Source organism: Rubrivirga sp., assembly GCF_049648075.1.
Taxonomy (GTDB): domain Bacteria; phylum Bacteroidota; class Rhodothermia; order Rhodothermales; family Rubricoccaceae; genus Rubrivirga.
Map to the genome: position 1 here is coordinate 1 of NZ_JBARYR010000277.1, position 11,426 is coordinate 11,426.

Consider the following 11,426-nt stretch of genomic DNA (forward strand, 5'->3'; position numbering starts at 1 on the left):
CGAGGCCGCTGCCGTGCTCCGAAGCTGCGAGCGCGAGATGGAGATCCGCTACGACTTGCTGGCCGAGGCCGGCGTCCGCGGGATCAGCGAGTACAACAAAAAGCTGGCAGCGGGCAAGCTCTCCGAACTAGGCGACAAGCACAAGCACCTGCCGTACATCGTCGTCATCGTGGACGAGTTGGCGGACCTGATGATGACGTCGGCCAAGGAGGTCGAGGCTCCGATCGCCCGGCTCGCACAGATGGCGCGCGCCGTCGGTATCCACCTGGTCTTGGCGACGCAGCGGCCGTCGGTCGACGTGATCACGGGGCTTATCAAGGCCAACTTCCCGTCTCGGATGGCCTACCAGACGTCCTCGAAGATCGACTCGAGGACGATCATCGACGGCGGCGGTGCGCAGCAGTTGGTCGGCAACGGCGACTTGCTGTACATGAACGGCTCGCGCCTGACGCGCCTGCAAGGGCCGTTCGTGTCGGTCGGAGAGGTCGACTCGGTCGCGGGGTTCATCTCGGGCCAGGAGGGCGCCGGCCCCTACCTCCTGCCCCCGATGGACGCCGGCGGCGACGCCGTCAAGGGATCGGCGGGCGACAGCTCGACGGACCGCGACGACTTGTTCGAGGACGCGGCCAAGGTCATCGTCCGCAGCCAGCAAGGCTCCGTCTCGCTGTTGCAGCGCAAGCTGTCCGTCGGCTACACGCGGGCGGCGCGGTTGGTGGACCAACTCGAGGACGCGGGCATCGTCGGCCCGTTCGAGGGCTCGAAGGCGCGCGACGTGCTGATCGAGAGCGAGCACGCGCTCGACGTGCACCTGCACGGCGCCTCGACGGACACGCTCCCCGACCTCGAGGCATAGGCCGTCGAGGACGTCAGGAAGTTGTGGCGACCTCGAGACCGGACGCCGACATGGCACGCCGTGTCCCGACGCGTGATTCTGAAGGGGGCGAGCACGCCGCGCCCCATCTCGTCATCGAACCCATCTCGTCATCGAGGGCGAGACCTCACACCAGCCCGCGCTCGAACGCCGCCCGGACCGCCTGGGCGCGGCTGTGCACCTGGAGCTTGCCGTAGAGGTTCTTAACGTGCGTCCGCACCGTGTGGGGGCTCACGCCCAACGCCTCCGCGATCTCGACCTCCGAGACGTCCTCGATGAGTTGTGCGAGCACGTCGGTCTCGCGGGGTGTGAGCCGGAGCGACTGAGCCGCGTCGGCCCCACGCAGCGTCGAGGACGACTGCTCGCGGACGTAGCCCAGCAGCTTCCTCGCCACCAACGGCGACGACGGCGCGCCACCGGCCTCGACCTCGAGGACGGCGCGCACGATGGCGTCCGGCCCGTCGTCCTTGAGGAGGTAGCCGCTGGCGCCGGCCTGGATCGCCGAGAAGATCTTGTCCTCGGCCTCGAAGACCGTCAGCATCAGCACCTCGATGTCGGGCCAGGTCCGTTTGAGCTCGGCCGTCGTCTCGGTCCCGTCGCGGCCCGGCATCTCGATGTCCATCAGCACCACGTCTGGCAAAGGCGCGTCGCTACGGCTGCGGACCTCGAGGTCGGCGAGGAAGGCGTCGCCACTCTCGGAGCTCAGGACGAGGTCCACGGCCTCGAAGAACGCGAGCTGCTGCTCCAGTCGCTCGCGAAGCACAGCGTGGTCCTCGACGATGGCGATACGGACGGGAGCGGACATGGGATCAGCGGCGGGTTCGCGAAATGTCGTACTCGCAGACGGCTTGCCGCCTCCCCGATGCAGGGGAGCCGAGACCCGACGCCTGGCCGTCGCCGACGCGCGCAGGCGAAGAATGAGGAAAGCAGGCGCCGCGTGCGCACCTCGCGACCTCGAGGGCGTTCCTTGCGACCATGACCACCATCATCGACTACGGCATTGGCAACCTGCGGTCGCTCGCGAAGGCGTTCGCGGCGGCGGGCGTCGAGGTCGAGCGCACCGACGATCCCGGCCGCATCGAGGACGCTGAGCGACTGGTCTTGCCCGGCGTCGGCGCGTTCGGTGCGTGCGCGGACGAGATCCGAGCGCGCGGTTTGTGGGACGTGGTCCTCGATCGCGCCCACGCCGGTGTCCCTCTCTTCGGCGTCTGCGTCGGGATGCAGCTGTTGTTCGAGTCCTCGAGCGAGGGCGTCGGCGACGTCCCGGGCCTTGGCCTCTTGCCCGGTCACGTCGTCCGGTTTCCCGCCGACCTCGAGGTCGACGGGCGCCGCTTGAAAGTCCCGCACATGGGCTGGAACGAGTTGGTGGGTCGCGATGCCCACGCCGTCCTCCCCCCCACCGACAACGCGTGGGCCTACTTCGTCCACTCCTACCACGCCGCTCCCGCCGACGCGGCGACGGTCTTGGCGACGGTCGACTATGGGATCGACGTCCCGGCCGTGGTCGGACGCGACAACGTCGTCGGCGCCCAGTTCCACCCCGAGAAGAGCGGGCGTGTCGGCCTCGAGATGCTGCGTAGGTTCGCGGCGTGGTCCCCGTCCCCGGTTTCGGTCTAGCGCATGCTCGTCATTCCCGCCATCGACCTCCGCGACGGGCGCTGCGTGCGCCTGAGACAGGGGCGCTACGAAGACGAGACCGTCTACTTCGAGGACCCCGTCCGCATGGCGAAGCTGTGGCGGGTGATGAACGCCAAGGTGCTCCATCTGGTCGACCTCGATGCCGCCCGAACGACGGCCGACGAGGTGTCCGACAACCGCCGGGTGATCGCCGAAATCGCCGCGTCGCTCGACGTCCCCGTCCAGGTCGGCGGCGGCATCCGCACGATGAGTGACATCGAGGAGATGCTCGAGCTCGGCGTCTACCGCGTCATCCTGGGCACGGCCGCGGTCAAGAGCCCCGACTTGGTGAGCGACGCCGTCAAGCGGTTTGGACGAGGTCGCATCGTGGTCGGGATCGACGCGAAGGACGGCGAGGTGCGGACCGAGGGCTGGGAAGCGGGTTCCGGCATCGACGCCGTCGACCTGGCCGTCGACATGGAGGCGCGCGGCGTGCGGCGGTTCGTCTACACCGACATCAGCCGCGACGGGACGCTCGAAGGTCCCAACGTGGACGCCTACCGGGAGATGACCTCGAAGCTGACCAAGGCGCACGTTACCGCGTCGGGCGGCGTCGGCGAGTACCGCGACCTGCTCTCGCTCCAGTCGATGGAGTCGACCGGCGTCGACTCGGTGATCGTCGGGCGAGCACTGTACGAGAACCGCTTCCCGTGCCAGCAATTCTGGTGCTGGCACAAAAAGGACGAGGTCGACCTCGATCGGTTTTCGACCGCGCGGATGGCCCTGAAGGACCAGGACTAGCTCCCAACCGGCGTCCTCGAGGACGCGACTCTCGGCACCCGCTCATGCTGGCCAAACGCATCGTCCCCTGCCTCGACATCCACGACGGCCGCGTCGTCAAAGGCGTCCAGTTCGTGGACCTGGTCGATGCCGGGGATCCGGTCGAGCAGGCCCGGTTCTACGACGCCTCAGGCGCCGACGAGCTGGTCTTCTTGGACATCACCGCCACGCACGAGGACCGCTCGGCCATCATCGACGTCATCCGGCGCGCGGCCGACGAGGTCTTTATCCCGCTCACCGTCGGCGGCGGCGTCCGCTCCGTCGAGGACGTGCGCACCTTCCTCGAGGCCGGAGCCGACAAGGTGTCCATCAACTCGGCCGCGCTTCGGGACCCGGACCTGCTGACTCGGGCCGCCGAGACGTTCGGCTCGCAGTGCGTCGTGCTGGCCATCGACGCCAAGCGCACCGGCGACACCGAGAGCGGCTGGGAGGTGTTCACCCACGGCGGTCGGCGCGCGACGGGCCGAGACGCGGTCGCCTGGGCCGTCGAGGGCGCCCGGTTGGGAGCCGGCGAGCTGCTGGTGACGAGCATGGACCGCGACGGCACCAAGGCGGGCTACGACCTCGACCTGCTGCGCGCCCTCGATGACGCCGTCGACGTGCCGGTGATCGCGTCCGGCGGCGCCGGGACGCTGTCCGACCTCGAGGACGGACTCGTCCACGGCCGTGCCGACGCCGTGCTCGCGGCCTCGATGTTCCACTTCCGAGAGACGACGGTCGCCGAGGCCAAGGCCCACCTCGAGGCGGCCGGTGTCCGCGTCCGCCCCGTTGAGACATGAGCGAACTCAATCAAGGACTCCGCCTTCTGCGCGCCGGTATCGGCGTGGTCGTGGCCTTCTTGCTGTTCGTGGGCGGCTACCTCACCTGGGCCGCGGTCGCGAACCCGGACGTGCGGCTCAAAAAGCCCCGCTGGTTCGAAGGCACCTTCGACCACTCGTACTGGCTCCCCGTCTGGCTGGTCACGATCGGAGGGGCCGTCCTGGTCGGAATCGTGCTCAGGAAGGCCTACCAGCGGATGCAGGCGGGCGAGGACTTGTACGAGGGCCGGATGGGCCGCGGGTTGCGCCGCCGCGGAGAGCGGCACATCGAGGACGAGGCTTAGCGCCTACCCGGGCTGATGGCGTCGTCTGTAGGTTCGGGCTCTGACCTACCGGAGCCATGCGTCTGATCGTTCTGTTCGCCCTCCTCGCCCCGTTGGCCCACGCGCAGACGGACTCCGAGCCCCGTGCGGACCCGTCTACGGACCCGGAGGCCTTGGTCCGGATGCTCGGCCGGGAGTGGGCCGACCTCGAGGCCGTCACGCCCGCACCCGATTCCGGCGCGGTCGCACGCGGCGCAGGGTCCGTCTGGTGGCCGTCGGGCCGCGGCGCGTGGGTCCGAGTCGACGTTCAGCATGGGGTGGTCGTCCAGGTCACGTCTCCCGTCAACGCTTCGTTTCCTAGCCAAGGACTGGCCCGATTCGTCCAGGAACTCGAGGCGGAGGTAGGGCCGGCGGGTCCCGACGGGTACTTCGACACCGCAGGATGGGGCGACTTCCGCGAAGAGATCGGCCTCGAGTATCCGCCGGGCCTCAAGGTTCAGTACGGGATTTTCGCCGAGGAGCGTCTGATGGTGGTACGCCTCACGCCGGGGTCCTATCCGTAGCCGCTCGGCCGCTCCTCGTCCTCGAGGACGTAACCCACTTCGGCGCCCTCTACGTCCCTTGCTCCGAGACGCCCTCGAGGGCGGCGGCACGTAGGTTCACCGTCCAGACACTGCCGGGTCCATGCGCACCGCCCTCCTGTTCTTCGCCCTCGCCGCGGCCGTCTCCGCACAAGAGGGCGAGCGCCCGACCTCGATCGAAGACCCAGACCTGTTGCTTTCGTCGATAGGCCAAGGCTGGGAGGACGTGGAGACGTCGATGCCTATACCGGACTCCGGCGCGGTCGCAACTGGTGCTGGATCCGTGTGGTGGCCGGCCGCTGACGACGAGATCGCCTGGGTGCGGGCTGACGTCCGAGACAACCGCATCGTGCAACTCTCGATCAAGCCAGGCGAGGACGTCTCCGCCGAAAACCTCACTCAGTTCGCCCAAGGCCTCAAAGGAGAGCTAGGGCCTGCTGGTCCGAACGGCTTCTACGACGCGACGGATTGGACCGAGTTTAACCCGGCCAGTGGACGAATTCTGAAGTCGGGCATCAAGGTCCAGGTGGCGATGCTGGTGCCCGAGCGGGTCCTCATACTGAGACTCACTCCAGGCTCTTTCTAGAGCATCCTTCAGGATGCTGGATGGACAGAGGGATGGAATGGGAGGCGTCGCACCCATCCCGCATCCCTCCATCCCATGATCCCTCAACCAACTGGAAGGGTGGTCTACAGAGTTGGACCGTCTACGATGATGGTCGGTCACGTCACGAATTTCGTTCGGAGCCAAGATGGAAACGGCTCCGTGAGAAGAGAGACGGTGGACATGAGGACCGTCCTCGAGGGCGTGTGTGGCCCCAAAACGGCCGACGACTCGCCCTCGAGGTCGCGACCGTGTCGTCAGGTTGTGTCCGTCGTGTCACGGCGAGTCGCGCGGCACGGCGGTTGAACGAATGGCCGATGTCAACCGTTCACATCGTCCCCCCAACCATGTCACGAGTGCTACGCCTTCCCATCTTCGCCTTTATCGGCTCGGTCCTGTTCTCGGGTCCCGCCCTGGCACAGTCCCCCGAAGCCGTCGCACGGCAGCTCCAGGAGCGCTACGGCGCGCTCGAAACGCTGCGAGCGTCCTTCGTCCAGACCGCCGGCGGCCAGCGCCTCGAGGGCACGCTCTCCGTCCGCCGCGACGCGTTCCGGCTTGACCTCGGCAATCAGGTCTTGGTCACCGACGGCGGCACGCTGTGGTCGTACTCCCGCGACGACGAGCAGGTCGTGGTCCAGGACTACGAGCCCGCCCGCGTCGGCTTCTCGGTCGGACAGCTGTTCACGGACTACCTCGAGGTGTTCCGCGTGACGGCGGCCTCGAGGGCGACCATCGGCGGCGTCCGCCACGACGTTCTCACGCTGCGGCCGCGCCAGTCCGGCTCGTCGGTCCGCGACGCGACGCTGTACGTCCGCTCGTCTGACGCCGTCCCGACGCGCGTCCGGGTCCACGACACGAGCGGCAGCACGTTGGCCTTCGACCTGCGCGACGTCGAGCGCAACGTGTCGCTACCGGCCTCGACGTTCCGGTTCTCGGCGCCGGCCGGGACCGAGGTCGTCGACCTGCGGTAGCGGCGACACGGAGACCCTCCCGTAGCGACCTTTGGGCGCGGGGCTGCACGAGCGGCCCCGCGCTTTTTTGGATCCCGCCTCCGTGTCCGACCGCCTTAAAGGCATCCTCTCGCTCGTCGCGAGCCTCGCGCTCGGGGCCGGACTGCTGTGGCTCGCGCTGCGCCACGCCGACCTCGAGGCCGTCGGCGTCGCGCTCGCGCAAGGCGAGTGGATCTGGATGGTCCCCTACATCATCACCGGGCTGATCTCAGTCGCGATCCGAGCCTGGCGGTGGGGCCTGCTCGTCGACGCGCTCCCGGAGCGAACCGCGCGGACCCCGATCCGAGACACCTCGGCGTCGGTCGTCATCGGGTACCTGGTCAACTACGCGGCCCCGAGACTCGGCGAAGTCGCTCGAGCGGCCCACCTTTCGCGGCGTACCTCGGCACCGTTTGCGGGCGTGTTCGGGACGGTCGTCGCCGAGCGCGTCCTCGATGTGATCGGGCTGGCCGCCGTCCTGCTTTCCGTGGCGATCCTGTTCGGCGACCGCGTCACGGGATTGCTTCAGACCGCCGCAGGTGGAGCCCTGGACATGCTGGGCGCCGTCCCGGTCTGGCTTCTCGTCGTGCTGTCCATCGTGGGGGTCGCCTCGCTCGTCGGGGGCGCCGTGTTGATCCGTCGAGGCCGAAGCCGCTTCGCGTCCTTGCTGGAAGCGTTCCGGGGAGGCCTGGTGTCGGTCGCGCGAACGGGCCGCCCGGGATCCGTGGTCCTTTCCACCGTCCTCCTGTGGCTGACGTACGGCCTCATGGCCGACCTCCCCCTCCGGCTCCTCGGCCTCGATGAGGCGTTCGGGCTCGGCCTGGTCGACGCGTGGGCCGTCATGGCGATCGGGGGGATCGGGATGGCGATTCCCTCTCCGGGCGGGACGGGGTCGTTTCACTACGCCACCGTCCAGGCGCTGACGCTGCTGTTCGCCGTCGGCGCGACGCCGGCTGCGACCTACGCCTTGCTCGTCCACGCGGCGGGCGTCGTCTTCTACTGCATCTTGGGAGTCCTTGCGCTGGCCGCGACGGGCACGACGTTCAAAGGGATCACCGGCGCGGCCCGTCGCGTCGCATGACCTCGAGGACGATTGTCGCCGCTTTGCTCGGACTCGGAGGCCTGGGCGTGGCGCTGGGTCTCTTGTCGCGCGGCAGCGGCCCGCTCGCCACGCCCGAGTCACGGGTCGTCCTCGAGGACGCGACGGCGACGACGCTCGACACGATGGCGTTTCGAGGCCGGACGATCGAGGCGTCGGTCCGGGGGATCGTCGTCCAGATCGACGCCCAAAGCGTCTGGGTCACGACCGGCGACGACGCGTTCCCGCTGCGCTTGGACGCTCCCGACCTCGAGGTCGAGGACCACCTCCTCGCCGTCGGTCGGCTGAGGGGGCGAGGCGGGCGCCGCTGGCTCGAGGTCCGGTCGTGGTCCGTCCTCGAGGCCGAGGTCCTGCCGCCGGGAGCGGGCCGATGACCGTTCGGAGCCGAGTCCCGACGGTTCACCGGCCTCGACGGGTTTGACCGGGACCGGCTCCGTACCGTTACTGACGAGACAAGAGTTCCCGCCCAAGCCCCGACGCCACATGGAGATCTCGGCCACACAGAACCCCCTCGGAGGCCTCGTCCCTGACGAGCTCTACCAGGTCCTCGACGCGCACAACTTGCTCAACGAGAAGGGCGTCCGCGACTACAGGATCCGGCAGCAGTTCCGCTCGATGCGGGCCGAGGACGTGCCGGCCTACGAGGCCATCGAGGAGCTCCGCGAGCAGCACCCGTACCTCCAGTTCGACACGATTCGTAAGATCGTCTACGGCCTCCGGCGCCGCTCCTAGCGCGCCCGCTGCGCTCCCCTCGCGCGGCGACAAGTCTCTCCCAGGGTTGGGTGAGAAGGGCCTCCGGGCCTGACAGAGGGATTGGCGGGGCGGCCTCGAGGTCGCCCCGCCATTTTTGTATCAGCGCGCGCGCACGATCGGCACCGACGTACATCCCGCGTCACTGCACAGACGCGCCACGTAGGTGCCGGCAGGAAGGGGTCCGACCTCGACCGACCGCCGGCCGGCTGCCAGTGCCCCCGAGAACAACGCGCGGACGTGACGGCCGGTCACCGTCCACACGTCGAGCGTCGCGTCCGTGCGGCTGTCTGCCTCGAGGACGAGCGTCGTCGCACCGAACGACGGGTTGGGCACGGGCGGCAAGAGCCGGGCTCCGCTCGCTGGCCTCGCTGCGGAGACGGCCGTCGCCCTCGAGGACGCGAACGAAATGACCGTCACGCTCACTCCTGGGAGGTCTAGCTGAAGATCGCTGTCCGCCACGACGGAAGAGTGGGACTCGATCGCGACCAAGCTCTCGGCGTGCCTCCCATCGGAGAACCGGTAGACATCGACGGCGCTTGCATCGTGAGGTGCCCGGAGCGTGACCGTCCTCGACTCGTCGTACTTGTTGATGAGGAAGACGCTCGTCCCGTTCTCGTCCGCTACCGCGAACGGCTGGACATGGTACCCGGCAACGTTCTGCCCTCCGTGGTGGGGGAGGTCATCGATCGGCGGCTCGGTCGTCTTCGCACGAAGGACAGAGCTCCCCGGGCGGAGCCTTCCCGGGCCGGCCGTTAGCTGCCACGCGTAATACGGGATGCGCTCATTGAAGGCCGGGAACCACTCCAGAATGCCGAATCCGCCCAGAGTCTCCCAGCGGAGGAGCACGTCGAACCCGCCTTGCAGCGCGTGGAGTTGCGCCAGAGTCTGATACACACCGCCGAACGTGTTCACGTTGCGGGGGTCCGTCCAGAGCTCGCCGCTAGAGGTCCCATCGCGTGTCCAGAGCGCCGAGGCGTTGTAGGCATCGAGGACGAGGAGAGGGTCGTCGGCGCCTCCGATCATCTCTCGGATGTTGAGAGCGGCCTCCTCGTACCAAATGGTCCGGTCCATAATGTGCTGGTCGGAATCTGCGGCATTCCACGACAGGAACAGGTTCGAGGAAACGAAATCGAGCGCGTCCGCCCCTCCCGACAGCCCGAGCACTCGCTGTGCCCAATAGCCGTTCTCCCACCCTGCGAAGTTGGACGGCCCACCAACCCAGGCCCCAGCGTCGCCCGCCTGGATAGCCCTCGCGGCCTCGACATAGAGCTCCGCAGCGAGTGTCGGAGACATGTATGCTGGGCGGCTCGGGTGAAGGATGTTGACCTCGTCAAACACGATCCACCGGTCGACCCGGTCACTGTACCTCCGGGCTAGGGCTTCTGCCGTGAGCGACCACTCGACCCGTGGCGCGGACCGCGTCCACCACGGGTCGTCAGGTGTCCCATCGTACCAGGTCTCAGCCTGAAACAGGCACACCCAAGGCTCGTATCCCGCGGCGACGACCTCGTTGATCTTCCGATCGAGGTCGGCCCACTCCCAAACGCCGGGTCGGGGGTGAAATTGAGACGGGTAGGCCCAGATGCGCACGCCCGAAAGCGGAAGTGCCGACAGCTTCTCGAGGGCGAGAGGCGCGTTGTACGTCTCTCCGTGGTACTGGATGCCGAAAGCGTCTGGGCGGATGTCTATACCGGGGCCGCTCTCGACCTCAACGACTATGGACTGGGCAGCGAGCGGGGCCGCTGCTACAAAGGCCGCGAGAAGGATGTAACGCACAACGCTGAAGATAATGCAGCCTAGCCCAGGTCGCGCCTCGAAGCCCAGAGAAGGGTTACGCCCGCCGCGACCGACGCGTTGAGCGACTCGGCCGGCCCACGCATCGGGATCGACGCGAGCACGTCGCACGAAGATCGAACGCGGGGACGCAGACCGGCTCCCTCGTTCCCAACGACGATCACGACCGGTCGGTCCCAGTCGTAGTCCCAGATCGTCGTCGCATCTTCGCCGTCGTCGGCGAGTCCGATGACCCAGTAGCCGCGCTCCTTGAGCTGGTGGAGCGCGTCGCCCAGATTCGTCACACGGGCGATCGGAAGCCGGAGCGCGGTCCCCGCGCTGGCCTTGACCGCGACGGCCGAGAGCGGGGCCATCTCGCGGTTCGGCACGATGGCTCCGGCGGCCCCGGCGGCGACGGCGCTCCGCAGGATCGCGCCGTAGTTGCGCGGGTCCTCGACACCATCGAGGGCGATCAGGACGGGCTTGGCGGCGCGCACGTCGTCCAGCGTCGGCGCGATCGCGGACAACATCGCATCGAGGTCGGCATACGCGATGGGCGCGATGACCGCGACGATCCCCTGGTGCTGGGCCTGGGGCGCCATGCTGTCCAGCTTTTGCCGAGGCGCGACCTGGACCGGCACGCCGGCGCTCTTGGCCATGCGCCGCACCGCGTCGATCGCACTACCGTGGGCGCCCTTCTGCAAGATCACCTTCTCGACGCGACCGTCGCCCCGGTCGAGCGCTTCACGGACGGGGTTGCGGCCGGCGAGAACGTCGGTGCGGGATTCGTTGCGGGCCATGCGTCGGGAGGTGTGCGTGCAGACAAAATGCGGCTAGGCCGACCTCGAGGGCGCGTAATCGCTGCGGATTCCCTGTCCTCGCTCGACGCAGGAACGCGCGTCCGGCCTCGAGGACGTGCTACGCCGCGAGGGCCTCGAGCCGATCCGCCAGCCGATCCGTCCAGGCTTCGTGCTCCGGCTTCATCAGGACGGACCGGAGCACGCGAGCCGCATCCGCGTCAACCTCGAGGCCGGGGAACGCGGCTTGCAAGGCGTCGCTCGACAGCCGGTACAGGCTGACGAAGACAGGATCCTCAGGGTCGTCCATGCCAGCTTGGAAGATGGCCGCGCTCCGATCGTCGAGGGCGGACACGCTCGTCCCGACCGGCGCGTACACGACGATGTCGGTCTCGGGCTCGAGGACGGGCGCCAACAGGTC

At 68.3% G+C, this 11,426-nt stretch carries 14 protein-coding genes and 1 pseudogene; 11 read left to right on the forward strand and 4 right to left on the reverse strand.

What is annotated here, in order from left to right; genetic code table 11:
* Nucleotides 1-853, forward strand: an 853-nt coding sequence (locus WBA11_RS08240) for a DNA translocase FtsK (protein WP_424520218.1), incomplete at its 5' end; no start/stop codon positions are given.
* Nucleotides 854-998: 145 nt separating this feature from the next.
* On the opposite strand, the gene WBA11_RS08245 is transcribed toward WBA11_RS08240, so the two are convergent.
* Nucleotides 999-1,676, reverse strand: coding sequence for a response regulator (locus WBA11_RS08245; RefSeq protein WP_424520219.1), 678 nt, complete (start codon nucleotides 1,674-1,676; stop codon nucleotides 999-1,001).
* Between the two features lie 170 nt (nucleotides 1,677-1,846).
* On the opposite strand from WBA11_RS08245, the gene hisH reads away from it, so the two are divergent.
* The 10 genes from hisH to WBA11_RS08295 all read left to right on the forward strand — a co-directional run bounded on the left by hisH (nucleotide 1,847) and on the right by WBA11_RS08295 (nucleotide 8,414).
* Complete coding sequence (hisH, locus tag WBA11_RS08250; RefSeq protein ID WP_424520220.1) at nucleotides 1,847-2,488, forward strand: imidazole glycerol phosphate synthase subunit HisH; 642 nt, start codon at nucleotides 1,847-1,849, stop codon at nucleotides 2,486-2,488.
* A 3-nt stretch (nucleotides 2,489-2,491) separates the two neighbouring features.
* A complete protein-coding gene (gene hisA / locus WBA11_RS08255) occupies nucleotides 2,492-3,289 on the forward strand; it encodes a 1-(5-phosphoribosyl)-5-[(5-phosphoribosylamino)methylideneamino]imidazole-4-carboxamide isomerase (protein ID WP_424520221.1) in 798 nt (265 codons plus the stop codon).
* Nucleotides 3,290-3,333: 44 nt separating this feature from the next.
* Entirely contained in the window at nucleotides 3,334-4,107 is a 774-nt protein-coding gene (hisF, locus tag WBA11_RS08260) for an imidazole glycerol phosphate synthase subunit HisF (RefSeq protein ID WP_424520222.1), read from the forward strand.
* Nucleotides 4,104-4,430, forward strand: a complete 327-nt coding sequence (locus WBA11_RS08265) for a hypothetical protein (RefSeq protein ID WP_424520223.1) — start codon at nucleotides 4,104-4,106, stop codon at nucleotides 4,428-4,430. Before hisF ends, WBA11_RS08265 begins: the two co-directional genes overlap by 4 nt.
* Before the next feature lie 56 nt (nucleotides 4,431-4,486).
* The gene (locus tag WBA11_RS08270) at nucleotides 4,487-4,972 is read left to right on the forward strand and encodes a hypothetical protein (protein WP_424520224.1); all 486 of its coding nucleotides are present in this window, start codon (nucleotides 4,487-4,489) and stop codon (nucleotides 4,970-4,972) included.
* 121 nt (nucleotides 4,973-5,093) lie between these two features.
* Nucleotides 5,094-5,576, forward strand: coding sequence for a hypothetical protein (locus tag WBA11_RS08275; RefSeq protein ID WP_424520225.1), 483 nt, complete (start codon nucleotides 5,094-5,096; stop codon nucleotides 5,574-5,576).
* Between the two features lie 374 nt (nucleotides 5,577-5,950).
* Complete coding sequence (locus WBA11_RS08280; protein WP_424520226.1) at nucleotides 5,951-6,565, forward strand: LolA family protein; 615 nt, start codon at nucleotides 5,951-5,953, stop codon at nucleotides 6,563-6,565.
* A gap of 82 nt (nucleotides 6,566-6,647) precedes the next feature.
* Nucleotides 6,648-7,664: a lysylphosphatidylglycerol synthase transmembrane domain-containing protein gene (locus WBA11_RS08285; protein WP_424520227.1), complete on the forward strand. Its 1,017-nt coding sequence runs from the start codon at nucleotides 6,648-6,650 to the stop codon at nucleotides 7,662-7,664.
* A 23-nt stretch (nucleotides 7,665-7,687) separates the two neighbouring features.
* Entirely contained in the window at nucleotides 7,688-8,056 is a 369-nt protein-coding gene (locus WBA11_RS08290) for a hypothetical protein (protein WP_424520228.1), read from the forward strand.
* 109 nt (nucleotides 8,057-8,165) lie between these two features.
* Entirely contained in the window at nucleotides 8,166-8,414 is a 249-nt protein-coding gene (locus WBA11_RS08295) for a hypothetical protein (RefSeq protein WP_424520229.1), read from the forward strand.
* Nucleotides 8,415-8,534: 120 nt separating this feature from the next.
* Here the strand turns inward: WBA11_RS08295 and WBA11_RS08300 are convergent, their stop codons facing one another.
* From WBA11_RS08300 to WBA11_RS08310, 3 genes and pseudogenes are all read right to left on the reverse strand, one after another.
* On the reverse strand, nucleotides 8,535-10,211 hold the full coding sequence (locus tag WBA11_RS08300; RefSeq protein ID WP_424520230.1) for a hypothetical protein: 1,677 nt from the start codon (nucleotides 10,209-10,211) through the stop codon (nucleotides 8,535-8,537).
* A gap of 20 nt (nucleotides 10,212-10,231) precedes the next feature.
* Complete coding sequence (rlmB, locus tag WBA11_RS08305) at nucleotides 10,232-11,008, reverse strand: 23S rRNA (guanosine(2251)-2'-O)-methyltransferase RlmB (protein WP_424520231.1); 777 nt, start codon at nucleotides 11,006-11,008, stop codon at nucleotides 10,232-10,234.
* Nucleotides 11,009-11,126: 118 nt separating this feature from the next.
* Nucleotides 11,127-11,426, reverse strand: a pseudogene (locus tag WBA11_RS08310) (aspartate aminotransferase family protein); the annotation flags it as partial.

Coding starts and splice junctions, on each gene's coding strand:
- WBA11_RS08245 (WP_424520219.1), bottom strand. CDS start 1,676: ATGTCCGCTCCCGTCCGTATCGCCATCGTCGAGGACCACGCTGTGCTT.
- hisH (WP_424520220.1), top strand. CDS start 1,847: ATGACCACCATCATCGACTACGGCATTGGCAACCTGCGGTCGCTCGCG.
- hisA (WP_424520221.1), top strand. CDS start 2,492: ATGCTCGTCATTCCCGCCATCGACCTCCGCGACGGGCGCTGCGTGCGC.
- hisF (WP_424520222.1), top strand. CDS start 3,334: ATGCTGGCCAAACGCATCGTCCCCTGCCTCGACATCCACGACGGCCGC.
- WBA11_RS08265 (WP_424520223.1), top strand. CDS start 4,104: ATGAGCGAACTCAATCAAGGACTCCGCCTTCTGCGCGCCGGTATCGGC.
- WBA11_RS08270 (WP_424520224.1), top strand. CDS start 4,487: ATGCGTCTGATCGTTCTGTTCGCCCTCCTCGCCCCGTTGGCCCACGCG.
- WBA11_RS08275 (WP_424520225.1), top strand. CDS start 5,094: ATGCGCACCGCCCTCCTGTTCTTCGCCCTCGCCGCGGCCGTCTCCGCA.
- WBA11_RS08295 (WP_424520229.1), top strand. CDS start 8,166: ATGGAGATCTCGGCCACACAGAACCCCCTCGGAGGCCTCGTCCCTGAC.
- rlmB (WP_424520231.1), bottom strand. CDS start 11,008: ATGGCCCGCAACGAATCCCGCACCGACGTTCTCGCCGGCCGCAACCCC.